Source organism: Aggregatibacter sp. oral taxon 513 (genome assembly GCF_018128305.1).
Lineage (GTDB): Bacteria > Pseudomonadota > Gammaproteobacteria > Enterobacterales > Pasteurellaceae > Aggregatibacter > Aggregatibacter segnis_A.
This window is the reverse complement of record NZ_CP072381.1, coordinates 1,776,717-1,803,389: the sequence shown is the minus strand read 5'-3', so window position 1 is coordinate 1,803,389 and position 26,673 is coordinate 1,776,717. Positions and strand designations below refer to the sequence as shown.

The 26,673-nt window shown below is 44.2% G+C and carries 28 protein-coding genes; 15 read left to right on the top strand and 13 right to left on the bottom strand.

Translation table 11 applies throughout. The features are described from left to right. The first annotated feature begins 27 nt into the window (after nt 1-27). The 5 genes from napA to J5A60_RS08625 are packed head-to-tail and all read left to right on the top strand — an operon-like array spanning nt 28 to nt 5,407. Nucleotides 28-2,508, top strand: coding sequence for a nitrate reductase catalytic subunit NapA (gene napA, locus J5A60_RS08645; protein ID WP_212510099.1), 2,481 nt, complete (start codon nt 28-30; stop codon nt 2,506-2,508). 49 nt (nt 2,509-2,557) lie between these two features. After that, a complete protein-coding gene (gene napG, locus J5A60_RS08640) occupies nt 2,558-3,391 on the top strand; it encodes a ferredoxin-type protein NapG (protein WP_109104115.1) in 834 nt (277 codons plus the stop codon). Next, nucleotides 3,391-4,272, top strand: coding sequence for a quinol dehydrogenase ferredoxin subunit NapH (gene napH, locus J5A60_RS08635; protein ID WP_048750794.1), 882 nt, complete (start codon nt 3,391-3,393; stop codon nt 4,270-4,272). Before napG ends, napH begins: the two co-directional genes overlap by 1 nt. Before the next feature lie 37 nt (nt 4,273-4,309). Beyond that, entirely contained in the window at nt 4,310-4,759 is a 450-nt protein-coding gene (locus J5A60_RS08630; protein ID WP_109104114.1) for a nitrate reductase cytochrome c-type subunit, read from the top strand. 12 nt (nt 4,760-4,771) lie between these two features. Then, a complete protein-coding gene (locus tag J5A60_RS08625; RefSeq protein WP_109104113.1) occupies nt 4,772-5,407 on the top strand; it encodes a NapC/NirT family cytochrome c in 636 nt (211 codons plus the stop codon). Nucleotides 5,408-5,491: 84 nt separating this feature from the next. On the opposite strand, the gene gss is transcribed toward J5A60_RS08625, so the two are convergent. From gss to oxyR, 6 genes are all read right to left on the bottom strand, one after another. Next, nucleotides 5,492-7,387: a bifunctional glutathionylspermidine amidase/synthase gene (gss, locus tag J5A60_RS08620; protein WP_212510098.1), complete on the bottom strand. Its 1,896-nt coding sequence runs from the start codon at nt 7,385-7,387 to the stop codon at nt 5,492-5,494. Nucleotides 7,388-7,488: 101 nt separating this feature from the next. Then, nucleotides 7,489-8,532 carry a lipopolysaccharide heptosyltransferase II gene (gene waaF, locus J5A60_RS08615; RefSeq protein ID WP_212510097.1) on the bottom strand — a complete coding sequence of 348 codons (1,044 nt, stop codon included), beginning with the start codon at nt 8,530-8,532 and terminating at the stop codon, nt 7,489-7,491. An 84-nt stretch (nt 8,533-8,616) separates the two neighbouring features. Continuing rightward, complete coding sequence (gene rfaD / locus J5A60_RS08610; RefSeq protein WP_212510096.1) at nt 8,617-9,540, bottom strand: ADP-glyceromanno-heptose 6-epimerase; 924 nt, start codon at nt 9,538-9,540, stop codon at nt 8,617-8,619. 175 nt (nt 9,541-9,715) lie between these two features. Next, nucleotides 9,716-10,216: a protein disulfide oxidoreductase gene (locus J5A60_RS08605; RefSeq protein WP_212510766.1), complete on the bottom strand. Its 501-nt coding sequence runs from the start codon at nt 10,214-10,216 to the stop codon at nt 9,716-9,718. Beyond that, nucleotides 10,212-10,832, bottom strand: a complete 621-nt coding sequence (gene fabR / locus J5A60_RS08600) for an HTH-type transcriptional repressor FabR (protein WP_006719775.1) — start codon at nt 10,830-10,832, stop codon at nt 10,212-10,214. The genes J5A60_RS08605 and fabR overlap by 5 nt, the downstream gene beginning before the upstream one ends. A 12-nt stretch (nt 10,833-10,844) precedes the next feature. Further along, nucleotides 10,845-11,741 (bottom strand): DNA-binding transcriptional regulator OxyR, encoded by an 897-nt coding sequence (gene oxyR, locus J5A60_RS08595; protein WP_109128741.1) that lies wholly within the window; start codon nt 11,739-11,741, stop codon nt 10,845-10,847. A 154-nt stretch (nt 11,742-11,895) separates the two neighbouring features. On the opposite strand from oxyR, the gene pgdx reads away from it, so the two are divergent. Continuing rightward, nucleotides 11,896-12,624: a hybrid peroxiredoxin PGdx gene (pgdx, locus tag J5A60_RS08590; RefSeq protein WP_212510095.1), complete on the top strand. Its 729-nt coding sequence runs from the start codon at nt 11,896-11,898 to the stop codon at nt 12,622-12,624. Nucleotides 12,625-12,682: 58 nt separating this feature from the next. Here pgdx and J5A60_RS08585 read toward each other — a convergent pair whose 3' ends face one another. After that, complete coding sequence (locus J5A60_RS08585) at nt 12,683-12,904, bottom strand: SlyX family protein (protein WP_212510094.1); 222 nt, start codon at nt 12,902-12,904, stop codon at nt 12,683-12,685. Between the two features lie 89 nt (nt 12,905-12,993). Here J5A60_RS08585 and J5A60_RS08580 point away from each other — a divergent pair, with 89 nt between their 5' ends. From J5A60_RS08580 to J5A60_RS08560, 5 genes are all read left to right on the top strand, one after another. Beyond that, on the top strand, nt 12,994-13,722 hold the full coding sequence (locus J5A60_RS08580) for an FKBP-type peptidyl-prolyl cis-trans isomerase (protein WP_212510093.1): 729 nt from the start codon (nt 12,994-12,996) through the stop codon (nt 13,720-13,722). A gap of 77 nt (nt 13,723-13,799) precedes the next feature. Beyond that, nucleotides 13,800-14,468, top strand: coding sequence for a transcriptional regulator (locus J5A60_RS08575; RefSeq protein WP_212510092.1), 669 nt, complete (start codon nt 13,800-13,802; stop codon nt 14,466-14,468). 2 nt (nt 14,469-14,470) lie between these two features. Continuing rightward, nucleotides 14,471-14,848: a sulfurtransferase complex subunit TusD gene (tusD, locus tag J5A60_RS08570; protein WP_212510091.1), complete on the top strand. Its 378-nt coding sequence runs from the start codon at nt 14,471-14,473 to the stop codon at nt 14,846-14,848. After that, on the top strand, nt 14,845-15,207 hold the full coding sequence (gene tusC, locus J5A60_RS08565; protein WP_212510090.1) for a sulfurtransferase complex subunit TusC: 363 nt from the start codon (nt 14,845-14,847) through the stop codon (nt 15,205-15,207). The genes tusD and tusC overlap by 4 nt, the downstream gene beginning before the upstream one ends. 2 nt (nt 15,208-15,209) lie before the next feature. Then, nucleotides 15,210-15,497 carry a DsrH/TusB family sulfur relay protein gene (locus J5A60_RS08560; RefSeq protein WP_212510089.1) on the top strand — a complete coding sequence of 96 codons (288 nt, stop codon included), beginning with the start codon at nt 15,210-15,212 and terminating at the stop codon, nt 15,495-15,497. Between the two features lie 8 nt (nt 15,498-15,505). On the opposite strand, the gene J5A60_RS08555 is transcribed toward J5A60_RS08560, so the two are convergent. The 6 genes from J5A60_RS08555 to J5A60_RS08530 form a co-directional block, all read right to left on the bottom strand. After that, the gene (locus J5A60_RS08555; protein WP_212510088.1) at nt 15,506-16,273 is read right to left on the bottom strand and encodes an amino acid ABC transporter ATP-binding protein; all 768 of its coding nucleotides are present in this window, start codon (nt 16,271-16,273) and stop codon (nt 15,506-15,508) included. A gap of 9 nt (nt 16,274-16,282) precedes the next feature. Next, nucleotides 16,283-17,005, bottom strand: a complete 723-nt coding sequence (locus J5A60_RS08550) for an amino acid ABC transporter permease (RefSeq protein WP_212510087.1) — start codon at nt 17,003-17,005, stop codon at nt 16,283-16,285. Then, the gene (locus tag J5A60_RS08545) at nt 16,989-17,768 is read right to left on the bottom strand and encodes an amino acid ABC transporter substrate-binding protein (RefSeq protein ID WP_212510086.1); all 780 of its coding nucleotides are present in this window, start codon (nt 17,766-17,768) and stop codon (nt 16,989-16,991) included. The genes J5A60_RS08550 and J5A60_RS08545 overlap by 17 nt, the downstream gene beginning before the upstream one ends. Before the next feature lie 131 nt (nt 17,769-17,899). Further along, the gene (locus tag J5A60_RS08540) at nt 17,900-19,195 is read right to left on the bottom strand and encodes an FAD-binding oxidoreductase (RefSeq protein ID WP_212510085.1); all 1,296 of its coding nucleotides are present in this window, start codon (nt 19,193-19,195) and stop codon (nt 17,900-17,902) included. An 87-nt stretch (nt 19,196-19,282) separates the two neighbouring features. Continuing rightward, nucleotides 19,283-19,678 carry a pyrimidine dimer DNA glycosylase/endonuclease V gene (locus J5A60_RS08535; protein ID WP_212510084.1) on the bottom strand — a complete coding sequence of 132 codons (396 nt, stop codon included), beginning with the start codon at nt 19,676-19,678 and terminating at the stop codon, nt 19,283-19,285. 141 nt (nt 19,679-19,819) lie between these two features. Continuing rightward, on the bottom strand, nt 19,820-21,184 hold the full coding sequence (locus tag J5A60_RS08530) for a patatin-like phospholipase family protein (RefSeq protein ID WP_212510083.1): 1,365 nt from the start codon (nt 21,182-21,184) through the stop codon (nt 19,820-19,822). Nucleotides 21,185-21,501: 317 nt separating this feature from the next. Here J5A60_RS08530 and J5A60_RS08525 point away from each other — a divergent pair, with 317 nt between their 5' ends. From J5A60_RS08525 to J5A60_RS08510, 4 genes are all read left to right on the top strand, one after another. Continuing rightward, a complete protein-coding gene (locus J5A60_RS08525; protein ID WP_212510082.1) occupies nt 21,502-22,548 on the top strand; it encodes an extracellular solute-binding protein in 1,047 nt (348 codons plus the stop codon). Between the two features lie 273 nt (nt 22,549-22,821). Next, nucleotides 22,822-23,775, top strand: coding sequence for a transaldolase (gene tal, locus J5A60_RS08520; RefSeq protein ID WP_111306001.1), 954 nt, complete (start codon nt 22,822-22,824; stop codon nt 23,773-23,775). A gap of 129 nt (nt 23,776-23,904) precedes the next feature. Then, nucleotides 23,905-25,902: a transketolase gene (gene tkt, locus J5A60_RS08515; RefSeq protein WP_212510081.1), complete on the top strand. Its 1,998-nt coding sequence runs from the start codon at nt 23,905-23,907 to the stop codon at nt 25,900-25,902. A 190-nt stretch (nt 25,903-26,092) separates the two neighbouring features. Continuing rightward, the gene (locus tag J5A60_RS08510) at nt 26,093-26,653 is read left to right on the top strand and encodes a DNA-3-methyladenine glycosylase I (protein ID WP_212510080.1); all 561 of its coding nucleotides are present in this window, start codon (nt 26,093-26,095) and stop codon (nt 26,651-26,653) included. Nucleotides 26,654-26,673 lie beyond the last annotated feature (20 nt).

The following is a 26,673-nucleotide window of genomic DNA, read 5'->3' as shown; positions in this document are numbered from 1 at the left end:
AAAATCATATAGTGGGGGGAAAACACTATGAATTTAAGTCGTAGAGACTTTATGAAAGCCAATGCTGCCATGGCTGCAGCAACGGCTGCCGGATTAGCGATTCCGGTGAAAAATGTAGAAGCTGCCGAATCCGAAATTAAATGGGATAAAGCGGTTTGTCGTTTCTGTGGTACAGGTTGTGCCGTATTGGTAGGAACTAAAGATGGTCGCGTTGTAGCATCACAAGGTGACCCGGATGCAGAAGTAAACCGTGGTTTAAACTGTATTAAAGGTTATTTCTTACCGAAAATCATGTACGGTAAAGACCGCTTAACTCAGCCGATGCTACGTATGAAAGACGGCAAATACGATAAGAACGGCGATTTCACACCAGTTAGTTGGGATGTCGCATTTAAAACCATGGCAGACAAATTCAAAGCTGCTGTGAAAGAATTAGGTCCAAACGGTGTGGGAATGTTCAGTTCCGGTCAAACCACCATCTTTGAAGGTTATGCCAAAGCCAAACTTTGGAAAGCCGGTTTCCGTTCTAACAATATTGACCCGAATGCGCGCCACTGTATGGCGTCCGCAGCGGTTGCGTTTATGCGTACCTTTGGTATGGATGAACCGATGGGTTGTTATAATGATATTGAGAATGCTGAAGCCTTTGTGCTTTGGGGTTCCAACATGGCGGAAATGCACCCAATTTTGTGGTCTCGTATTACCGACCGTCGCTTATCCAACCCAGATGTGAAAGTCGCCGTACTTTCAACCTATGAACACCGTAGTTTTGAATTGGCGGATTACAGCTTAATTTTCAAACCGCAGACCGACTTGGTAATTTTGAACTACATTATTAATTATCTAATCCAAAACGATGCAATTAACTGGGATTTCGTCAATAAGCACACTAAATTTAAACGTGGTGAAACCGATATCGGTTACGGCTTGCGTGATAATCACCCATTGCAAAAAGCGGCAAAAAATCCGAACAGCGGCAAAATGTATGACAGTAACTTTGAGGAATTAAAAGCCCTAGTTGCTGAATACACCTTAGATAAAGCCCACGAAATGTCCGGCGTACCAAAAGATGTGTTGGAAAACCTGGCGAAATTATATGCTGATCCAAAACGTAAAGTGGTTTCTTATTGGACCATGGGTTTCAACCAACACACTCGCGGTGTGTGGGCAAACCACTTAATCTATAACATCCATCTATTAACCGGAAAAATTTCTATTCCGGGTTGTGGACCATTCTCCTTAACCGGTCAACCGTCTGCTTGTGGTACAGCGCGTGAAGTGGGTACATTTATCCATCGTTTACCGGCCGACTTAGTGGTGACTAATCCAAAACACCGTGAAATCGCAGAGAAAATTTGGAAATTGCCTGCTGGACTTATTACGGATGTGTTAGGTTTCCATGCCGTTGCTCAAAGCCGTGCATTAAAAGACGGCAAAATGCGCGTATTGTGGCAAATGTGTACCAATAATATGCAAGGCGGTCCGAATATCAACGAGGAAACCTTCCCGGGCTGGCGTAACCCGGATAACTTTATCGTGGTTTCCGACCCATACCCAACTGTTTCCTGCTTAGCAGCTGACTTAATGCTTCCAACCGCCATGTGGGTAGAAAAAGAAGGCGCTTATGGTAACGCAGAGCGTCGTACCCAATTCTGGCGTCAACAAGTGAAAGCACCGGGTGAAGCGAAGTCTGACGTATGGCAATTAGTGGAGTTCTCTAAATATTTCACCACTGATGAAATGTGGCCGGCAGAAATTTTAGAGAAAAATCCGGAATATAAAGGCAAAACTTTATATGAGGTGTTATATCGCAACGGTAATGTTGATAAATTCCCATTAAGTGATCTTGCTGAAGGTCAATTAAACGATGAATCTCATCATTTTGGTTTCTATTTACATAAAGGCTTGTTTGAAGAATACGCATCATTCGGTCGTGGTCATGGTCATGACTTAGCGCCGTTCGATATGTATCACAAGGCACGTGGTTTGCGTTGGCCGGTTGTGGACGGTAAAGAAACCTTATGGCGTTACCGTGAAGGCTTTGACCCGTATGTGAAAGAAGGTGAAGGCGTGGCGTTCTACGGTTACCCGGATAAAAAAGCGATTATTCTTGCTGTGCCTTATGAACCACCTGCAGAGTCACCGGATGCTGAATACGATTTATGGTTATGTACCGGCCGTGTATTAGAACACTGGCACACAGGCACAATGACCCGTCGTGTACCGGAATTGCATCGTTCCTTCCCGAACAACGTTGTTTGGATGCACCCGAACGATGCGCAAAAACGCGGATTACGTCATGGTGACAAGATCAAAATCGCCTCACGTCGTGGTGAAATGATTTCTTACTTAGATACCCGTGGTCGTAATAAAGTACCGGAAGGCTTGGTTTATACCACTTTCTTTGACGCAGGACAGTTAGCCAATAAATTAACATTGGATGCAACTGACCCGATTTCCAAAGAAACCGACTTCAAGAAATGTGCGGTAAAAGTGGAAAAAGCTTAAAAAAACGGTGAGAAAAAAGACCGCACTTTACCGTGCGGTCACTAAGACAATGAAAAAACCAACAGTAACACCTGAGCGCCGAAAATTCCTCAAAGAAGCAACCCGTACTGCGGGCGGTTTAGTTGGGCTCGGCCTTTTATTAGGTTTACAACAAAAACAAAGCTTAGCCCGTGAAGGTGTGGCGTTACGTCCACCGTTTGCTATTGAGGATGACGAGAAGTTTGCGGCTGCCTGTATTCGTTGTGGTCAATGTGTGCAAGCTTGCCCATATGATATGTTGCATTTGGCATCCTTACTTTCTCCAATGGAAGCCGGTACGCCATACTTTATTGCACGAGATAAACCTTGTGAAATGTGCCCCGATATTCCTTGCGCTCACGCTTGTCCAAGTGGTGCGTTAGATCGCCATGCACAGGATATTAACGAATCCCGCATGGGGCTTTCTGTATTGCTAGACCACGAAACCTGCCTTAACTGGCAAGGTTTGCGTTGTGATGTATGTTATCGTGTTTGTCCTTTAATCGATAAGGCGATTACGTTAGAAAGTCATCGTAACGAACGTACCGGTAAGCATGCTGTGTTTATTCCGACCGTGCATTCTGATGCTTGTACCGGTTGTGGTAAATGTGAGAAAGCTTGCGTATTGGATGAGGCGGCAATCAAAGTATTACCGATGTCTCTTGCTAAAGGTATGTTGGGCAAACATTATCGTTTAGGTTGGGAAGAAAAATCGAAAGCAGGACATTCTCTTGCACCGGACGATTTGATTTCTATGCCGACCCGATTACCGGAGGGAATATCAACACCTGCAGGTGCTATTCCTGCAACAGGTGTTGAACAAATTCCAGAGCCTGTTTTGGCACCGGTATTAGGAGGTAAGTAATGGCTAATGCACCAAAATTTGCCGGACGAGAAGCCAGAGAAAAACTGGGCTGGTGGCATGCTAATCGTTTCCTATTTTGGCGACGTGTAAGTCAGCTAAGTATTTTGTTGATGTTTTTAAGCGGACCTTATTTGGGTGTTTGGATTTTAAAAGGCAATTATAGCGGAAGTATACTTTTCGATATTATTCCGTTTAGTGATCCGTTAATTACCTTAGAAAGTCTGGCTTCCGGCCATTTACCGGGTATTCTGACTCTCAGCGGCGCATTGATTATCTTTATAACCTATGCGTTGTTAGGTAGTAAGGTTTTCTGTGGTTGGGTTTGTCCGTTAAATGTCGTCACCGATTGTGCGGCTTGGATTCGCCGTAAGTTGGGTATTCGTCAAACGGCAAAAATTCCACGCAGTTTACGCTATGCTATCTTAGTCATGATTTTAGCCGGTAGTGCGGTAAGTGGTTTGTTACTATGGGAATGGGTGAACCCGGTTGCTGCATTAGGAAGAGCTTTAATTTATAGCTTTGGTGCAACAGCGTGGTTAATCTTAGTTGTTTTCTTCTTTGATTTATTCATTGTCGAACACGGATGGTGCGGACACCTTTGCCCAATCGGCGCAACCTATGGTGTTATCGGTGCGAAAAGTCTGCTTCGGATCAAAGTGATTGACCGAGCAAGATGCGATAATTGCATGGATTGCTATAATGTTTGTCCGGAACCACAAGTGTTACGTTCTCCATTACACGGTAAAAATAACGAAAGCCTGCTTGTGCTTTCTCAAGATTGTATCAGTTGCGGACGTTGTATCGATGTTTGCGCTGAAAAAGTATTCACCTTTAGCCATAGGTTTAATAACGATATTCCTGTCGTCAATTTAAACCAATAAAAATAAAAAATTTCCATCATTCGGGGGAGTGATTAAAATGACTAGAAAAAACCTCTTTGCTTTTAGCGGTGCTGTATTCGCGGCATTGTTTGCGACTTCTGTCATGGCAGAACAATCAAACAGCGGTGCCGGAGACTTTTTCAATAATTCACCGGAAAGTGTTGCACCGGCATTCCACGATGCACCGAAACAAAGTGAATTACCCGCATTAAATTATGTTAACCAACCACCAATGGTGCCACATAGCGTAAAAAACTATCAAATCACCAAAAATGTTAACCAATGCTTGAACTGTCACAGCGTTGAAGCCTCTCGTGTTACCGGTGCAACTCGTATCAGCCCAACACACTTTGCTGACCGCGATGGCAATATCGGTTCCAGTTCATCTCCACGCCGTTATTTCTGTTTGCAATGTCACGTTTCTCAATCTGATGTTGAGCCAATCGTGCCAAACGAATTCAAACCAATGAAAGGTTACGGTAAGTAATAAGGGGCGATTATGTCAGATAAAAAACCAAATATTCTAATGCGACTTTGGCGTTGGTTTAGGGCGCCTAGCCGTATCGCGGTAGGAACCATTATTGTTCTATCCTTCATCGGCGGAATTTTATCTTGGGTGGGCTTCAACTACGGTTTAGAACAAACTAATACGGAACAATTCTGTTCCGGTTGCCATACAAATGACGCATACCCGGAATACTTACACAGCGTGCACTATCAAACTCGTACAGGCGTAGGCGCTAGTTGCCCGGATTGCCACGTCCCTCATGAATTTGGTCCAAAAATGTGGCGAAAAATGGTCGCAGCTAAAGAGGTTTACGCACATTATATGGGCTTAACCGATACGCTTGAGAAATTTAACGCACGTCGTCCGCACATGGCGGAAAATGAATGGGCGCGTATGAAAGCTAACAATTCTCAAGAATGTCGTAACTGCCATAAAATGGATCGCATGGACTTCTCTCAACAAAAAACCGTGGCGCAAAAAATGCATAAATTTGCGCAAGAAAACGGTAAAACCTGTATTGACTGCCATAAAGGTATTGCACACAACTTACCGGATATGAGTAAAGTTGCTCCGGGTTGGTTGCAAGGTGCTGAGGTTGAGCCGGCTGAGTCAAAGGACAAAAAATAAACCGGTTGAAAACGCTACGTTTTCTCACCGCACTTTAAAATAAAATAGGCACCTTCAAGGTGCCTATTTTGATCTCTCCTAAATCTATTTTACTTTCTGTGCAAATGTCTTATCACTTAAGATGCGTAACGGCTGCATATCGCTGTTACCTACAATGACTCGGGTTGAATCGGAACGCAAACAACTGCCGGCATAATGTCCACCTACGGTGAAAGTACACACCTGCACATACTGCTCTTCGACTTTAGGCAAGCACCATAACTGTTGATAAATGTTCTCTTGTTTACCAAAACGCCCATTTGTACTGTCTAATACGGTTTTACATTCGCCAATAAGTTTCACATTATCACCGCGTCGACCGGCAATTGGTTTTTGTGCATAGCCGTTGGCAATTAATGCTGGCGTGAGCTCAAACTCCGCCTCCAACAAATAACGATGATTAGGAAACAATGACCACAACACCGGTAAAATAGCTTTGTTACTTGGAATAGCCGTCCACAAGGGTTCATAAACCAATACTTCCGGGCGAAGTAATACATCAATTAACCGCACTTTATCTTCCGGATAACCGGTACGAATCGGTGGGGCAACCTCGCGACCCGTGGCATCCTCGCGTAATTGTTCCAACACGGTTTCCCACGCCCAGGTTTTCCATACGCTTTGGACTCTCTGATTTTCATCATCTAATAACTGCCCACGAATATCCCAATGTAGCCCTTCTGTGCCGTGAATAATCTTTGTGTTAAAACCGGCTTGGATTAGTGCATCACGCATAAATAGGGCGTGGTAATCTTCTTCGGCATCGTAGTCCTGCATAATATGTACGAGTGGTGTAGCACGGCTGTGTTTCCAACTGTCCGCTAACGCATTACGTAATCCTTCGCTCGGGTCATGCCCTGCTGTGATGCCAGCTTGTTTTGCCCATTGTGGCAAAATTGCGCCTGCTTCAGCATGACAAGATGCGGAATCGGCATTGTATTCATACACCTTCAAACCGCGCTCATCGAGACAGAAATCTAACCGCCCAGTGATGGTTTGATAACGACGATTTTGCCAAGATAATCGCAGGCGAGGCCAAAGCAGTTTTGGGATGTTGAAATATTGCAATAAGTTATCGTCTTTAAGCACTTTGTCGGTGGCGTGTAAATACATGAGGTGTAATTCATTCGTGGCGCGAATCAGTTCATGCTGTGCACTTTCTGAAAGCACAAAATAACGATATTGATCACCATGATTCACAATATGCCCTTGCATTGCTTTAACGTAAGCTGTCTCTAGTGGTTTTGTTTGATCAAGCCAGTTCGCTGAAAACTGCCCTTGGTTCTCAATGTGTTCCGCATAAATGTTGAGTTTATTCGGTTCCGGCATAGGTTGTGGCAGGCTGAATTCCTCGTTGTCCGTTTGAATCATCCAACCAAGGATTTTTGTATCATCAAAGGTATCATGTAAGCGATAGCCGCTCTCTGTAATCGTCATCGGCAATTCACGGGTCCATTGTTGACCACTCGGTAGGCGGGAGTGAATCACATTTTGTTCCGCGATGCGTACTTTATCTGTCAGCACCTCGGTGATAATAGCCACATGGCCGGTATGTTTGAACTCGCCACCTTCCTGCCAGATTAGCAACGCACCACATTCCGGGGCTCGCTTGCCACCATTGGCAAAGGCTTGTAGTGGTAACAACGCGTCATTAACTACTTGGCGTAGAAAACGCAAAGAAAAAATTTCGTACGCCATGCCAACATCGGTGAACACCATGCCGTAATTGAGATAAAGATAGCGACGGGCGAATTCTACACATTGCCATTTATAGCCCATGTATTCGCCGCCGAGGTAGCTACGAAAGGCCGCATCGTCAGGGTATTCCTGCGCATCTGCTGTGTTGTAGTCTGAAGAGTAAATGGCAACGCCACCGGGTGCATAACCCAACAGGCTGCCGAAGGGATCATGTGTTGCGATATTAGGAGAACGATCCGGCATAACAACTCCGAAAGAGTAGATTAAAGCCGTAGTATAGATCTTTTACTTTTGCCCCCCAACGAATTTATCAAAAAAATCACCGCACTTTGGCGGTGATTTAACTATTTATTCAGTAATGCGGTGAGTTTTTCAAATACGCTTTGTGGCGTAATATCGATCAAACTTTGATGATATCCTTCAGCACTGTCGGTGCTTTTACGCACTTTAATCAAATCGCCTTCAATTAAACGGATGATTTCTGCTTTATCGGATAGTGGAGGCGTGTACGTTGGGCTAGTTGGGCCGTAAAGCGCCACTAACGGGCGATCAGTAGCTGCCGCAATGTGCATTAAACCACTGTCATTACTCACGATCGCCGTACAGTGAGCAATTAAATCTACCGCCTGATTCAGATTGGTTTGTCCCGCTAAATTTAAACAAAACGGTTGCAACTCGGCAGGCAATGCATTGCGAATTTGTTCACCGGCTTCTACGTCTTTCGGCGAACCAAACAATTCTACGGCATAGCCTTTTTCAATCAGCATTTCCGCTAATTTCGCGTAATGATAATGCGGCCAACGTTTTGCCGGGCCAAATTCTGCCCCTGGACAAAAACCAATAATCGGGCGATTGCCTAAAAGTGCGGTCTGTTTTTCAAATGTTTTTAAGGTTTCTGCCTGCTGGGGTGACTCAACGGTTAAGTAAGGTTTTAAGACAGGAATATCTGTTGCCTTCGGCACCGCATTTTTTTCAAACGCCAATGCCACATAACGTTGTACCATCATTGGGTAATCCCGTTTATTGTTACGTAAGTCATTGAGTAAAAAATAACGACTTTCCCCTTTCCAACCACGACGCACGGCAATTTTCGCAAATAAAGGGATAAACGCGGATTTTAAAGAGTTCGGCAAAACAATCGCCATGTCATACTGATGACGTAACGCTTTGCCTAAACGATAACGTTCACATAGCGCAAATTTGCCGTGTCCGAGCGGCATTTCAATGGCGTTACGCACTTCCGGCATGCGTGCCAGCAGCGGTTTACACCAATTCGGTGCCATCACATCAATTTGGCAATTGGGATATTGCCGTTTGAGTTGCTGATACAAACTGTGCGACATCATCATATCGCCGACCCAAGAGGGACCGATAATTAGGATATTCATGTTTTGCCTTATGCTAAAAGTGCGGTTAAAAAACGTCATGAATTTTAACCGCACTTTCTTTTTGTTTTGAATGGGGAGGTGTAATTATTTATTCAACCACGCCATATATTCCGCCACGCCTTCTGCCACGGTTTTAAACGGTTTGTCGTAGCCGGTGGCACGGAGTTTGGTTAAATCCGCTTGGGTGTATTCTTGGTAGCGGGATTTTAAATGTTCCGGGAATGGGATGGTTTCTACTTCGCCTTTGCCGTGGAATTTAATCACCGCTTTCGCTACTTCAGCAAAAGATTCCGCGTTTCCGGTACCACAGTTGAAAATACCGGAAATGCCATTTTGCCAACACCAAATGTTTACGGCAGCAACATCGCCCACATAGACGAAATCACGGCGGAAGTTCTCACTGCCGGCAAATAATTTTGGATTTTCACCTTTCAGGATTTGGTTGTTTAAATGGAAGGCTACGCTTGCCATGGAACCTTTGTGGCCTTCACGTGGACCGTACACGTTGAAATAACGGAAGCCGCACACCGGTGATTGCACTTCAGGTAAAATGGCGCGTACATATTGGTCGAATAAGAATTTGGAATAGCCGTACACGTTCAATGGGCCTTCAAATTCGCGTTCTTCGCGGAATTTGGTTTTGTCGCCGTAAGTGGCGGCACTGGACGCGTAGAGGAACGGGATTTGGCGATCTAAGCAATAATGCAACAACTCTTTGGAGTATTCGTAGTTGTTATGCATGATGTATTTGCCGTCCCATTCGGTGGTCGCAGAACATGCGCCTTCGTGGAAAACGGCATCGATATCGCCTAAATCATCGCCGGCGATAATGGAGGCGATGAAATCCTCTTTGTCACAATAATCGGCGATGTCCAAATCCACCAAATTAATGAATTTTGTACCGTCTTTTAAGTTATCTACCACTAAAATGTCTTTACGGCCCATGTCGTTTAATGCTTTGACGATATTGCTACCAATAAAGCCTGCACCACCGGTTACGATAATCATAGTTCTGTCCTCTTACTAGATATGAAAGTTGTCGCTCATTGTAATTGATTTGCTCACCAAGGTAAAAGCATTCACCATCAAGTTAGGCTTGATTGTTCGCCGATTGATGCTGTTGGCAAAGTCAATATTCAAAAAATGTTGGTTTTTGTGTGATGGGTTTTAAATATGTTTTTTCTTATAAAAACGTCGCCAAAAACAACCGTACTTTTAGTCCCCAATAACTTGTCCAACCGGTCGTCGCCAAATCCATTTTGCCGTGACGCAAAATGATAATAGTGGGGGTAACACCCACATCCCATTGTGTGGCTAATTTTCCTTGCGGATCGTTAACCGTGGTAAAACCATATTGATGTTCCATCAGATAATTCGCCACATCTTGTGCAGAACCTGAACGCAATGCAACGGAAACCACAGGATAGCCTTCTTTTGCCAGATCATTAATTGCCGTTGAGGTGTAACGACAATAACTGCACCAGGTTCCCCAAAAATAAAGTAGCGTTGGCTTGTCTTGATCCAGTTGTGGCAGAAAAAACGGGTTGCCTTGTAAATCGTATAACGCCGTGGCGTTGAGATTATCCGGTACAGTCGGTTTGCGAATAAAATCTAAGATACTGCTCATGATCAGTAAAGTGACCAATAAAGAAACGGCATTTTTCAGTAATTTTTTGATATTAATCGATGTCATGGCGGTCTTTGGCTTCGTGTTTGGTGCCTTTAGCTAACATTCTGAGCTGTAAAATCAACCGCTCTTTTAACTGTTCCCGTTCTGTTTTACTCATGTCTAAGGCGTTAGCGCCGGCAGTAAAGACAATGGTTACCATGCCTTCCGCCTGCACGTAGGCAATGTATTGGGAATAGTTGTTTTTATGAGCGATGTATTCTGCCAGTTCGTCGATGAAATGTTTGATTTCACGGGCGGCTGCGGTACGGAAGGATTGAGATGTACCGGAGCTTTCGCGCAATAACAGGCGGAATACGTTCGGGCTGTTATTGATGAATTCAAAGAAGGTTTCCACCGAAATCACAATGACGCTGCCGCCGTTGGCGATGCGCTTACGTGCCTGTCGCATGAGTTGACGTAGGGTTAGTCCCGCTTCGTCAACCATGGTGAGACCTAATTCGTTCATATCGCGAAAATGTCGATAAAATGAGGTCGGCGCAATGCCGGCTTCGCGAGACACTTCCCGTAGGCTTAAATTGGAAAAACTTTTTTCCGCCGTCAACTGGTTGAACGCGGCATCAATGAGAGCTCGACGAGTTTTTTCTTTTTGTTGTGCGCGAATACCGACCATGCTTTTACTCCATTAATCTAAAAGCGGTTTAATCGAGTTAGAAACCGCTTCGGCAATGCGTTCATAACGTACACGCAATGGGGAACCCGGACGGTAAACTAAAATGACATCACGCGCCGGCTGTGGTGTATGACATGGCAGATATTTCACGCCGCCACGAGCGCCCTCACTAAGAACGGCAAGTTGTGGCATTAAGGTCATGCCGGCATTGGCCGCCACCATGTTACGCAAGGTTTCCAAACTGGTTGCTTGGTAATGTGAATTTTCTTTTGCACCGGCAGTGAAACAATAGCCAAGAGCCTGATTCCGCAAACAGTGCCCATCATCTAACATTAACATTTCACGATCTTTCAGCATGCTCATTGGAATGGTCTCTTCCTTCGCCCAAGGATGGGTTTCGGAAACGGCCAGTAGCATTTTTTCGTTAAATAGTGGCACTTCGATGAACGGTTCGGTTTCACGCACAGAGGCGACAATAGCACAATCGAGCCGGCCGGTTTCTAATTGTTCTAATAATTGATGGGTTTGTGCTTCGTACAAGAATAACTCGAGTTCAGGGAACGCTTGTTGTAACGCTGGAACAATGTGCGGCATTAAATAAGGTCCGATAGTTGGAATGACGCCGACGTGTAATGGCCCGGTCATTTCTTTGCCTTGGTTGCTCGCCATTTCTTTTAATAATTTTACTTCTCGTAAAATGGTTTTGGCTTGATCCACCAGCAATAAACCTGATTGAGTGAATAACACTTTACGACTGGTACGTTCCAATAAAATAATGCCGAGCTCATCTTCTAATTTACGAATTTGACCGCTTAAGGTAGGTTGACTGACATGACAAGAATCTGCCGCACGACGAAAATGCTTGTATTCAGCAAGCGCCACAAGGTATTCTAAATCGCGAATATTCATAGGTCCTCATTATAGAAAGTAGCAATTAAAAGGATAGAATTAATTGATTGTGACTATATCATAATTTTACCTATAATTCATCGTCATTTAGAGACTGTTTAGGTTTTGTACAGCAGTTTCTAATCCGTTCCACATCATTAATAGGAGAAAAATCATGTCCAATATGGAAGGTAAAAAAGTTCCTCAAGTGACATTCCGCACTCGCCAAGGCGACCAATGGGTTGATGTAACTTCATCCGAATTATTTAATAACAAAACTGTTATCGTTTTCTCTCTACCGGGTGCATTTACCCCAACTTGTTCTTCTTCCCACTTACCACGTTATAACGAATTAGCTCCAGTATTCAAAAAATACGGCGTTGATGACATTCTCGTGGTTTCTGTGAACGATACTTTCGTTATGAACGCATGGAAAGAAGACGAAAAAGCCGACAACATCACTTTCGTTCCGGATGGTAATGGCGAATTCACCGAAGGCATGGGTATGTTGGTAGGTAAAGAAGATTTAGGTTTCGGTAAACGTTCATGGCGTTATTCTATGCTTGTGAAAAACGGCGTAGTAGAAAAAATGTTCATCGAGCCAAATGAGCCGGGCGACCCGTTCAAAGTGTCCGATGCCGACACCATGTTGAAATACCTTGCACCACAACACCAAGTTCAAGAATCCATCGCGATCTTTACTAAACCTGGTTGTCCGTACTGTGCAAAAGCAAAACAAATGTTACATGACAAAGGCTTAAGCTTTGAAGAAATCGTATTAGGTCATGATGCTACTATCGTGAGCGTGCGTGCGGTTTCCGGTCGTGCGACTGTGCCACAAGTCTTCATCGGTGGTAAACACATCGGTGGTAGCGATGATTTAGAAGCGTATTTCGCGAAATAATCAGCCTATAGACTGAATAAAAAAGGGCGTCATGTTGACGTCCTTTTTGTTTTTTTAGTTAATAATGCGGTGGCAGGGTTTCTTCCGCTTGGCTGGCGATGTTAGAAGGTTGCATGTCTTTCATTTTATTCACCACATAACGGAGCTGAAGTTGCATTTTGTCTAAAATAAATTGCTGCTCGATTAACGCCTGATTCAATTCTTCAATCACCGTTTCCTGAAAGGTGACTTTCATTTCCAACTCGGCAATTCGCTGTTCTAAATGTTGTTGTATCGACATAATAATTTCCTAAATAAATGTTGTGAATTTGTTGAATCCGTTTTACCCTATCCAACGCATCTGTCACTTATTATAAAGGATTGAACACAATGTTAAAAATTCAAAAAGTCTCCGCTTTAGCGCTCATGTTAAGTGCGGTCATTTCCGGCAACGTTTTAGCAGCTGAACAAAACGATGCTAAATTCAAAGGAGAATCTTCTTATGCCGTCGGTGTGTTGTTTGGTACTGATTTACAAGGCCTTATCAATGCACAAAAAGGCGTTATCGACTATGACAACGCAAAAGTGGTGGCCGGGATTGCCGATGTATTAAACGGCAAAGTTAAGTTGGAAGACAACAAAGACATCGCGACTGCTTTGCAAGGCATTGATGCTAAATTAAAAGCAGAGAGTGAAAAACGTGCCGCTGCAGTGGCACAGAAAGCCGAAGAGGAAGGCAATAAATTTGCCGCAGAATTTGCTAAAAAAGATGGCGTGAAGAAAACCGCTTCCGGTTTGTTATATCGTGTAGAAAAAGCCGGTTCCGGCAATGCGATCAATGCGACAGATGTCGTAAAAGTACACTATACCGGCAAATTACCTGACGGTACGGTGTTTGATAGTTCCGTACAACGTGGTACCCCAGCGGAATTCCCATTGAACCAAGTGATTAAAGGTTGGACGGAAGGTCTGCAATTAGTGAAAAAAGGCGGTAAAATCGAATTGGTGTTACCACCGGATTTAGCTTATGGCAAAGACGGTGCCGGTGCGAGCATTCCACCAAATTCAACACTTTATTTTGACGTCGAAGTCTTAGACGTGACTCCTGCGAAAAAATAACTAAAAAACGACCGCGCTTTTCGGTGTTGAACTGATAAGTGCGGTTATTTGTCTGAATCAACTCAACACGCTCTTTCATGCTCACAGATAAACGCCCTTTTACCGACGAAGATCGCACGATTTTACATTCCTATATTGCCGTGGTTGACGGTGTCAGTGCGCTCATCGGGCAACATTGTGAAATCGTTCTACATTCTTTTGAGGATTTAGAACACTCCGCTATTTACATCGCTAACGGACATAACACCAACCGCCAAGTGGGCTCGCCCATGACGGATCTTGCGTTGCGTTCATTGCACAATATGAAATCGGAAAGCGTCAGCAAACCGTATTTTACCCGCGCTAAGAAAAGCAGTGGTTTGATGAAGTCAGTGACTATCGCGATTCGTAACAGCGCAAAACGTATCATTGGTCTGCTTTGCATCAACATCAATCTAGATGTGCCCATGTCGCAATTCTTGCAAAACTTTATTCCGGCATCGGATCACAGTGAAACCTCTGCGGTGAACTTTGCCAGTTCAGTGGAAGAACTGGTGGTGCAAACCGTCGAAAAAACCATTGAGGAAGTGACTTCCGACCGTATGGTGGCAAATAATAATAAAAACCGCCAAATTGTCGTTTCGTTGTATGAGAAAGGCATTTTTGACATTAAAGATGCCATCAACTTGGTGGCGGAACGCCTCAACATTTCCCGTCATACCGTGTATTTATATATCCGCCAAATCAAACAGGATCAGGACGAGTAATCATGGATTATATATTGGTGGTTAAACAGCCGGTTTATGGGAGCCAAGGCGCTTTTCTTGCGTATCAGTTAGCCCAAGAACTGGTTCACAAACATCACATCCGACAAATCTTTTTCTATCAAGACGGTGTCAGCAATGGCAACGCCTTGGTGTATCCCGCCAATGATGAATTCAATTTAGTCAAAGCATGGCAAGCCTTTTCTCGTCAGTTTAATGTGCCGTTACATTTATGTGTTGCCGCAGCGCAACGCCGTGGCGTGGTGGACAGCGAGTCGGCGGCGGATAAAAGTGCGGTCAGTTTGGCGGACGTTTTTCAACTTGCCGGCTTAGGTGAGTTTAGCCAAGCCTTGCTTCAAGCCGATCGGGTGATAACCGTATGAGTAAACTTGCCTTTATTTTTCGACATGCGCCTTATGGCACGGCCAATACACGGGAAGGGTTAGATGCGCTGCTTGCCGCTACGGCATTTTGTGTGGAAGAAGACATTGCGGTGTTTTTCCTAGATGACGGCGTGTTGAACTTGCAAAAACAGCAACAAGCGGAAGCCGTGTTGCAAAAAGACACGGCAAGTGCATTGAAATTATTGGATTTATACGATATCGAACAGCGCTATGTGTGTGCTGATTCACTGCAACAATTTCAGCTGACATCGTCGGATTTCGTCTTGGATTGTGATGTACTACCGCGTCAACAGTTGTTACAAATCCTACAACAAAGTGAAAAAATTCTGACTTTCTGATTATGCTTTATACTTTTTCTCAAGCCCATTATTCACAAACGGAACTGGAACATTATTTGCTAAATGCCACGGCGCAGGATGCGGTGGTGTTATGGCAGGATGGCGTGTTGCTGGCGTTAAAACAGGCAGATGTGTTGGCGCGTTGTCATGCTCCCTGTTTTGCCTTCGAGAACGATATTTTGGCGAGAAATTTAACCGCACTTCTGCCAAATGATGCAAAAGTGCGGTCCATTTCGTTAGCGGATTTTGTCGCGCTCAGCGAACAGTATTTCCCACAAATTGCCCTATAAAGAACGGGTTAAATTTCATATTCCACGCAAACGGGAATTTTTGCCTGCAACAAGAATTGCTTAGTACGTTCATGTTGTGGATTTTCAAAAAATTCGCGCGCGCTGTTTTGTTCCACCACATTCCCGTCAGCCATCAAAATGACTCGATCCGCCACATCGCGGGCAAATTGCATTTCATGGGTCACGATAATCATCGTCCAGCCTTCTTGTACTAAGAGTTTTAGGGTTTGTAGCACTTCGCCCACTAATTCCGGATCTAACGCCGAGGTGGGTTCGTCCAGTAGAATAATATCCGGTTGAATCGCCAACGCGCGGGCAATGCCTACCCGTTGTTGCTGACCACCGGAAAGTTGTGATGGATACAAGTGCATTTTGTCTTTTAAACCCACTTTGGTGAGCAATTCCACGGCGTGTTGTTCCGCTTCTGCCTTGCTTTTCTTTTGCACCACGACCATCCCTTCCATTACATTTTCCAGTGCGGTGCGATGGGGGAACAAATTGTATTGCTGAAACACCATAGATGAGCGACGACGTAATTTGAGTTCGTCCGCTTTGCTGATTTTCTTGGCAAAATCTAAGAAGAGGCTGCCGTCGGTAAAACGCAGTGTGCCCTGTTCAGCGCGTTCCAATAGGTTTAAACAGCGCAAAAAGGTGGTTTTGCCTGAGCCGGAAGGGCCGAGAATCGCCACGACTTCGCCTTTTTCAATGTGAAAATCGATCCCTTTGAGCACTGGATTGCCATTAAATGTTTTATGGATGTTGTTCACTTCTAACATGTGATTTCCTTAAGCCTTGAGATGACGGGATAGGTGTTGTTCCAAGCGGTCTTGTGCAAAGGATAAAATCAAACAAATGCACCAGTAAATCAGTGCGGCTTCGCTATAAATCATAATAAATTCATAGTTTTCTGCGGTGATGTTTTGTGCCACGCGAAACATTTCCGTCACTAACACTAACGACGCCAAAGAAGTATCTTTCACGTTGCTGATAAAGGTGTTTGCCAATGGCGGCACCGATACGCGTAAGGCTTGTGGCATGATGGTGCGAGTGAAGGTTTGATAATAATTCATGCCAATGGAATAGGAGGCTTCCCACTGTCCTTTCGGAATGGATAAAATCGCCGCGCGAATGGTTTCCGAGGCATAAGCGCCAATATTAATGGAAAAGGCGATAATCGCGGTGGGGAACGGATCGAGCTTAATGCCCACTTCAGGTAGCCCGTAGAAAATAATGAAAATCTGCACTAACATCGGCGTGCCGCGAATGGTGGAAACATAAATACGGCAAAGTATTTGCAATAAACGCATGCCGAGATTTGGCTTTTTCACAATGCGAATCAACGCCACAACTAACGCGATAGCGACTCCGGCAAAGAAAGAAATCACCGCCAGCGGAATGGTTTTATCAATGGCGGCTTCCAACATAGGCCAAAAAGAGCTGATGACCTCATCAGCTCTTTCTGCATTCATAAAGGGAAGTGACGCGAGGAAATTATTGAGTAATGTCATCACCGAACCATTTGATTGAAATTTGTTTCAAGGTGCCGTCTTTTCTTAACTCTTCCAATGCTTGGTTGATTTTTTCGATCAGCGGTTCTTCCCCTTTTAATACGGCGAAGCCGGAAGGCACTTTTTCGTCACGTTTTACGGCAATTTTTAAACCGGCATTTGGTTGCTTTTTGAAGTAATCCAAAACAGCCAAGTGATCGTTCACTGTTGTTTCGGCGCGATCTTGCGCAATTAGTTTCAACGCTTGTGCCAAACCGTCCACCACGATTAATTCTGCCCCGTTAGCTTTGGCGATTTTGCCGTAGTTACTGGTTAAGGATTGTGCCGCTTTTTTGCCTTTTAAATCTTCAAAGGTTTTAATGCTATCGTCACCTTCTTTGGTCACGATAACTGCGGTGGAATAGTTATACGGCGCAGTGTAAAGGTATTTTTTCAAACGTTCCGGGCTTGGGTTGGTTTGGTTGGCGATTAAGTCGAAACGTTTGGCGTTTAAACCTGCGTACATAGAATCCCATTGGGTTTCGTTAAATTGAATGGTTAACCCTAAACGTTGTGCTACGGCTTCAATGACTTCCACATCAAAACCGGTTAATTTGCCACTGTCATCGTGGAAGGTGAAAGGGGCATAAGTGCCTTCGGTGCCCACTAATAAGGTTTTGGTTTTTTCTACACGGTCAGAAATTTCACCCGCCATGGTTTGAGTGGTAATACCCAGTGCCAAACCGGATAACAGTAATACGTTTGCGAAAATGGATTTTTTCATCAGTTATTCCTCTCTTGCAAATTGACTTAATAAGACCAAAAGTGCGGTCAATTATTACAGTAAATTTATGCACGATAAAATAATCATTTTCTCTATCGTATAACCAAAAGAAATAAAATAATGGCGTCAGATTAACGGTATTTATCCAAGAAACGGTAATAGTTCACGCCGATTTTTAATGCCAGGTTCTTCACTAATTTGCCGCCGAATATTGAAGGCACTTTTAATTTAGTGAAGATAGCCAAGCGTTCGTCGTTACCTAAAATGGCTTCTGCGACAACACGTCCCGCCAAACCGGTGAGCGCCACGCCGTGGCCGGAATAGCCGTGGGCAAAATAGATATGCGGCGAAATGCGTCCGAAATGCGGATTGGAATTGATGGTCATGTCGATAGGGCCGCTCCAACCGTAATCAATTTTAACGTTTTCCAACTGTGGGAAAACGTGCAACATATTGTGTCGCATGACCTCAATCATGTTTTTCTCGGAACTGGAATCGCTACCGAACAATAAACGGTTGTCGGCGCTTAGGCGGTAATAATCCAGCAAATAATTGCTGTCGCACACAGACATACCGTTGTTGATCACGGAATCGGCGGTGGCTTGATCAAGCGGTTCGGTGGCGATGATAAAACTTTCTACCGGCAGAATTTTGCGTGCAATCCCGTGGTGAATGCTTTTCGGCAAGGCTGCGATGTAGGCATTGGTTGCCAGCACCACATCTTTGGCGATGACAGCGCTTTGATCGGTTATCACTTCAATTTCTGTCGCCTTTTCACGTAAATCCACCACAGGCGATTGCTCATAAATACGCACGCCCAAATCCAAACAAGCTTTTGCCAAACCTAAGCAATAATTGAGCGGATGCAAATGCCCAGAATTACTGTCATACAACGCACCACAATAAATTTTGCTGCCGAGATGTTGTTCCAGTTTTGCCTTGTCCCATAGCTGCATATTTTGATAGCCGAAAATCTCGTGGCTGGCTTTTTCAATGGCGATTAAATCCTCCATGCGCCGCTCGTTGAGCGCCAACGTTGCATAGCCTTTCTTCCAATCGCACTGAATGCCGTATTTCGCAATGCGTTCATCAATAATATCAATGGCTTCTAAGGACATTTGCCATAGCTTACGGGCAGTTTCTAAGCCTACTTGTTCGATATATTCATCGATGCCGTCTTCAAAACCGTTAATGGCTTGCCCACCACTACGCCCAGATGCGCCAAAGCCAACCCGCGCGCCTTCCAGCACGATTACGCTTTTGCCTTGTTCGGCAAGTTCTAATGCCGTGGATAAGCCGAAAAAGCCTGCACCGACAATGCACACGTCAGCCGATTCTTTTTGATTTAATGGCGGTAACTCGAAATGTTGGTTACGGGTGACAGAATAATAGGATTCAATATGTTCTTGATGTGAAAACGCTAGCATAAATAAACGCCTGTAATGAAAAGTGGGTGCATATTACTACGCAAGGGGGAGAAGTCAATATTTGAACAAACACACGAAAAAGTGCGGTTATTTTTCTACCTGAATTTTATATGGCGTAAATCTCGCCTTTGCCGGCATGCGTTCTTGAATACGTGCGCGGTTGAGCGCGAGGGCTGCTTCTGTGGGTTCGTAATCTTGCCATAACGTGGGATCTTGCGGCAACTCTTCATTCCAAATGTATTGCACGTTAAAGCCGCGCGCTTTGCATTCGGCATGCAGAAGATCGTAGCGTTTTTTCAAAAAAGCCATTTTGTTGAAGAAGAAACGAACGTGGCCTTCGCCGAGTTTGTACTCTGCTGGTTGTCCTTTTAAATGATATTTGCCTTTGGCGACGGCATTGGGAATGCGAGTGAGTTCGCGGTGTTCGGCGAGTAAATGTTGATCGCATAATTCGGCAGGTGGCACTAGGTTGATTCGGGTCATGCTTTTTCTATAAGGTTAAAAATGATGCATCATACTAGAAGAAATCGGCGATATCGTCCAATGACTTTTTTATTGGCATCCATAAAAGTATAAAGTGCGGTCAAAAATGGGTGTATTTTTTGACCGCACTTTGCGTTTTGTTTATTGCAACGCTTTCAATGCCTTGCGATATTCTTTTGATTGTTGCAATAAAATTTTAGCGGCTTCGCGCAGTTTATCCACGTCAGACTCCGGCAAATAGAAAGAGGTACCGATGTTGAGGACGTCATTTTTCAACTGTCCTTCCGGTAGATTTTTCAAACTCAAATTCACAAAATAAATTCTAATTTTTACGTCTTTTTTACGCTTAGCATAAGCGTTCCATTGTTCGGCAAATTTTTGTGAGTATTTCACCGTAGATTCCGTGGTTTTATCAATCGGTACATTAATGACCGTGTTCACCACTTCTTTGATGCCCGGTACGTCGGCAGATTTATCAATGTGGCTGGTGCGCTCGTTTTGTGCGTTGACGTTGACCACCACAATATTGCGTAAATTGTAGTGTTTAAGCTCAGCATATAATTTGCGCATGCTGAGTAAATTCGACACATCCAATAAACTGGCTAGGCCAAGATTGTCTGTTAAGCCGCCGTCAACCAGATGTAAATACGGTCTTTCCGCGCTGTTTTGGTAACGTGCAACACGTTTTTTCATGGCTTCAAAATTACTCAACAACAGACGATTTTTCGGTTGTGTCAGCATCAGCAAGTTTTTTTTGCTTTCCGCATGGCAGGTGCCGCCGTGATTGTTTTGTGTGATTGGCGAGAAAATTAGCGGCACGGCACTGGATGCAGCCACGGCGCGGGCGATTTCAACATCATTGAGATCCAAGCAAAGCCAATCGAAGAAATCTTGTGTAAAGGAAATTTTTTGTTCTGCGGTCATGTCGGTGGCATTAATGACGGCAAAGGGCCCTTTACGTTGTTCAAGGTCGGCAAATTTTTTCCCACCATACAATGCGAGATTGAGCTGCTCCTGTAACAAATCGCTACGTCCGAATTGTGGGGAGGTAAGGCGAGGGACGTTGCTTACAGAAAGGACTTCGTTAATGACTTTTTTCTGGAAATTCTTTTTCAAAAAGGACTCATTAAATTTCGGAATAATGTCTTGTCCTTCTAACGCAAAATACGCTGCCAGCACGGAACCACCTGAGACACCATACACCACGTCAATATTTTGTAATAACGTATCGCCTTTTTCTGTTGGGTGTACGGTTGCATGTTGGAATTGCTCTAACACGCCGTAACCTAAGGAGGCGGCACGTGACCCACCACCGGAAAAGGCGACGATCACTAAATTTTCTTTTTGTAAGGCCTGTTGCATGGCATTTTCTAAGCGATAGCCTTTTTCCGGCTCAATTTGTTCAATGGTTTTGGTGGGGTGATAAATAATGGAATGGCATGCGGTAAGTAAAGCAAGGCTGCCAGCAAGTAAGGTACATTTGAAAGAAATGTGAAGGTGTTTCATAACAATATCCCTTTGCTGTGATTGGATAATTTTTATTCTACAACGCTTATAAGCAAGGGGAAAGGGAGGTTGATCACTCATCATGGATTTTGACCGTTGGTTACGTCATTGAGTCAGTCTAAGTGCGGTAAGAATTTGTAACGTTTTACATAAAAACAACCTGAAAACTCACCGCACTTTATGCGGTAAAAATTCATTGTGTTTGCCCGAAAGCACGGGACAAGCGTTTAAAATCTGTTATACTGCCCGCCGAGTTTTTACTCAGTTCCTTTATGAAAATTAACCACTCGCTATTGTTAGCTTTGGAGGACAATAAATTGAAAAATTTGTTTGCAAAAACGCTTAAATCTCTCGGCTTGACGCTGACTCTCCTTTCCACCACCGCCTTTGCGCAAGAAAGACTCTACGTTTATAACTGGACCGATTACGTCCCTTCCAACCTCGTTGCCGAATTTACCAAAGAAACCGGTATTGAAGTGATTTATTCCACTTTTGAAAGCAACGAAGAAATGTATGCCAAACTCAAACTGATTTCCGATAACGCCGGTTATGACTTGGTGTTTCCGTCCAGCTATTATGTGAACAAAATGGCAAAAGACGGCATGTTGCAAAAGCTCGATCACAGTAAGTTAAGCAATTTCAAACAAATTCCGGACAATTTATTGCATAAAGACTTCGACCCGAACAACGAGTATTCCTTGCCTTATGTTTACGGTTTGACCGGTCTTGCGGTGAATTCGGAAGACATTGACCCGAGTACCATCACCAGCTGGGCGGATTTATGGAAACCGGAATATAAAGGCAAAGTGTTGCTGACTAGTGACGCGCGTGAAGTGTTTCATATTGCGTTGTTGTTAGATGGCAAATCACCGAATACGACTAACGAAGAAGAAATTAAAGCGGCTTATGAGCGCCTTGTGAAAGTGCTGCCGAACGTGGCGGTGTTTAATTCCGACTCGCCGGAAGTACCTTATGTACAAGGCGAAGTGTCATTGGGCATGATTTGGAACGGTTCCGGCTATTTGGCGCATAAAGAAAACGACAAAATTGCTTTTGTGTATCCGAAAGAAGGCGCGATTTTCTGGATGGATAACTACGCGATTCCAAAAAGCGCAAAAAATGTGGAAAATGCCTATAAATTCATCGATTTCCTATTACGTCCTGAAAATGCCAAAGTGGTGTTAGAACGATTGGGCTACTCCATGCCAAACAATGGGGTGAAAGCCTTGTTGGATCCGGCAATGGCGGAAAATCCAACTTTATTCCCACCGGCGGCGGAAGTGGAAAAAGGCATCATTCAAAGCGATGTGGGCGAAGCGGTAGATATTTATGAAAAATATTGGAATCAATTAAAAACCAATTAATTTCTATTCTGCCAATAAATACATGAAAAACGACCCGTACTTTATATGTAAGTGCGGGTCGTTTTTATTTAAGCCATCAAATGATAAAAATCCACCGAATTAACATTTATTTTACAAGGTGAAACCTATTGATTTCATTACGTAAGAACACGTCTTAAAAGTTGCTTTCTGGGCTAAGTGGGGGTATATTCCTAGTACTTTTTGGCTATGCGCAAAGATAGCTATCTTAACGATTCAACTCGTTTTTCCACCCTCCAAATAAAGGAATACATTATGACTAACCAGTTAGATTCTCTTCGCGAACTTACCGTTGTTGTTGCCGATACCGGTGACATTGATGCCATTCGTCAATATAAACCTGAAGATGCCACGACGAATCCATCTTTGATTCTGAGTGCAGCGGCGCTACCACAATATGCGGCGTTGATTGATGAAGCGATTGCTTATGGTAAACAACAAAGTCAAGACAAAGCACAGCAACTTGTTGATGCGGAAGATAAATTGGCGGTCAACATTGGTTTGGAAATCTTAAAATTAGTGCCGGGCCGTGTTTCTACGGAAGTGGATGCGCGTCTTTCTTATGACACCGATGCAACAGTGGCAAAAGCGAGAAAATTGATTGCGTTGTATGAAGCGGCAGGCATTAATAAAAATCGTATTTTGATTAAAATCGCCTCTACATGGCAAGGTATCCGTGCTGCGGAAATCTTAGAAAAAGAAGGCATCAATTGTAACCTGACGTTGTTGTTCTCCGAAGCGCAAGCACGCGCTTGTGCAGAAGCGGGCGTTTATTTGATCTCACCATTTGTGGGCCGTATTTTAGACTGGTACAAAGCTAACACCGATAAAAAAGAATACGCACCGGCAGAAGATCCGGGCGTGATTTCTGTGACCAAAATTTACAATTACTACAAACAATATGGCTACAAAACGGTAGTGATGGGCGCAAGTTTCCGTAATGTAGGCGAAATCATTGAATTAGCCGGTTGCGACCGTTTAACCATCGCTCCGCCGTTGTTAAAAACCTTACATGAAACCCCAAATGCGGTAGTGAGAAAACTGGGTTTCCAAGGCGAAGTACAAGCCAAACCGCAACCATTAACTGAAGCGGAATTCTATTGGCAGCATAACAGCGATGCCATGGCAGTGGAAAAACTGGCCGAGGGTATTCGTAAATTTGCCGTTGACCAAGGCAAATTAGAAGAGATGTTACTGTCTAAATGGTAATGGTTTATTAGTTATGTATTAAGCAAAAGTGCGGTGGAAATTTTCCGTGTTTAAAAACGCCGAAAAATCTGACCGCACTTTTTTATGAGCACACCCTATTTTGTCAATTTATCTCAATCAGGAGGCACAATGTCAACTCGTCAACAACTCGCCAATGCCATTCGTTTTTTAAGTATGGACTCGGTGCAAAAAGCCAAATCCGGTCACCCGGGCGCACCGATGGGCATGGCGGATATCGCAGAAGTATTATGGCGTGATTTTTTACATCACAACCCAACCAACCCACAATGGGCTAACCGCGACCGTTTCGTGCTATCTAACGGCCACGGTTCTATGCTGATTTACAGCTTGTTACATTTAAGCGGTTACGATGTATCTATTGAAGATTTAAAACAATTCCGTCAATTACATTCCAAAACTCCGGGACACCCTGAATTTGGTTACACACCGGGCGTTGAAACCACTACAGGCCCACTAGGTCAAGGCATCACCAACGCAGTCGGTATGGCGATTGCAGAGAAAACGTTGGCAGGTCAATTTAACCGTGAAGGTCATAACATCGTGGATCACCACACCTATGTTTTCTTGGGCGATGGCTGTTTAATGGAAGGGATTTCCCACGAGGCTTGTTCTTTAGCAGGTACCTTGGGCTTAGGTAAATTAATTGCCTTCTACGATGACAATAACATTTCTATCGATGGTCATGTTGACGGTTGGTTTACCGATGATACACAAAAACGCTTTGAAGCTTACGGCTGGCAAGTAATTCCGGCAGTGGATGGTCACAACCCGGCACAAATCATTGAGGCGATCAAACAAGCGCAAGCGGAAACCAATAAACCGACCTTAATTATTTGTAAAACCATTATTGGTTTCGGTTCTCCGAATAAATCCAACTCTCACGATTGCCACGGTGCGCCATTAGGTGATGAAGAAATCGCATTAACCCGTAAAGCACTAAACTGGGATTACGCACCGTTTGAGATCCCGGCTGATATTTATGCACAATGGGATGCAAAAGCGAAAGGCGCAGAGCTAGAAAAAGCATGGCATGAAAAATTTGCTGCTTATGCAAAAGCCTATCCGGAATTAGCTGCTGAATTTACCCGTCGCATGGAGAAAAACCTTCCGGCAGATTGGGCAAAAGAATCTCAAGCGTTCATTGACCATTTACAAGCGAACCCGGCAAGCATTGCAAGCCGCAAAGCATCACAAAATGCTATTGAAGCTTATGCCAAAGTGTTACCGGAATTACTTGGTGGTTCTGCCGACTTGGCAAGCTCCAACCTCACCCTTTGGTCCGGCTCTAAACCAATTCGTGCGACTCAAAACGTAGATGGCAACTACCTCAACTACGGCGTACGCGAGTTCGGTATGGCGGCAATCATGAACGGTATCGCGCTTCATGGAGGTTTCATCCCTTATGGCGCAACGTTCCTCATGTTCATGGAATACGCTCACAACGCGATTCGTATGGCAGCACTAATGAAACAACGCAGCTTGTTCGTGTTCACCCATGATTCCATCGGTTTAGGTGAAGACGGTCCAACCCACCAACCGGTTGAACAAACCTCTGCATTGCGTTTAATCCCGAACTTGAACACATGGCGCCCTTGCGACCAAGTAGAATCTGCCATTGCTTGGAAAGCGGCGATTGAAAGAACCGATGGCCCAAGCGCATTAGTTTTCACCCGTCAAAACTTAGCACAAATGGACCGCACTTCTGAGCAATTAGCTAACGTAGCGCGCGGTGCTTATGTATTAAAAGACTGCGCCGGCACGCCGGATCTGATTTTTATTGCGACCGGTTCTGAAGTGGAATTGGCAGTGAAAGCTGCAGAACAATTAACCGCAGAAGGCAAAAAAATCCGTGTGGTTTCAATGCCAAGCACGAACGTGTTCGACAAACAAGATGAAGCTTATCGCGAAGCCGTATTGCCAAGCGCAGTGACTAAACGCGTTGCTGTTGAAGCAGGCATTGCCGACTTCTGGTACAAATACGTCGGTTTCAACGGTCGTATCGTTGGTATGAACAGCTTCGGTGAATCCGCACCGGCAGACCAATTGTTCAAACTCTTTGGTTTCACGGTGGATAACGTGGTCGCTAAAGCGAAAGAAATTCTTTAATTTCATACCGCACTTTAAACAAAAAACCACCTCTGTATGAGGTGGTTTTTTCTTATAATTCAAATCAATGAAATGAATGACCAGTCGTTTCTTTCAGAATTTTTATTCTAGTCAGGTTTTATGCCTTTAAAAGAATGATTAGGCCTTTTTTGAGAGGTAATATGAGGCAAAAGAAATAAAGGGAGGAGGTATGATAAAACGTTGTGCTTGGTCGGAGGAGTTGCCAATTTATCGAGATTATCACGATAACGAATGGGGCAAGCCGCAATTTGATGAGCAGAAATTATTTGAAAAGCTATGTTTGGAAGGGCAGCAAGCGGGGTTGTCTTGGATTACGATTTTGAAAAAGCGAGAAAATTATCGAAACGCTTTTTTTCAATTTGATCCGGAAAAAGTTGCCCAAATGACGGCTGAAGACATTGATCAATGTATGCAAAATCCGGGATTGATTCGTTACCGAGCAAAGCTAGAAGCCATTGTTAAAAATGCGCAGGCGTTTCTTGCCATGAAAAAGTGCGGTGAGAATTTCAGTGATTTTATTTGGTCTTTTGTGAACTATCAGCCGCAAATGAATGATGTCCCCGAGCTTTCGGTGGTACCGGCACAAACGCCGACGTCTATTGAGATGTCGAACTCCTTAAAAAAACGCGGTTTTGTGTTTGTCGGTCCAACCACCTGCTATGCCTTTATGCAATCCATGGGATTGGTGAATGATCACTGGAATCAATGCCACTGTAAATCGCCGGATTAAACAGTGCGATCCCCCTTATT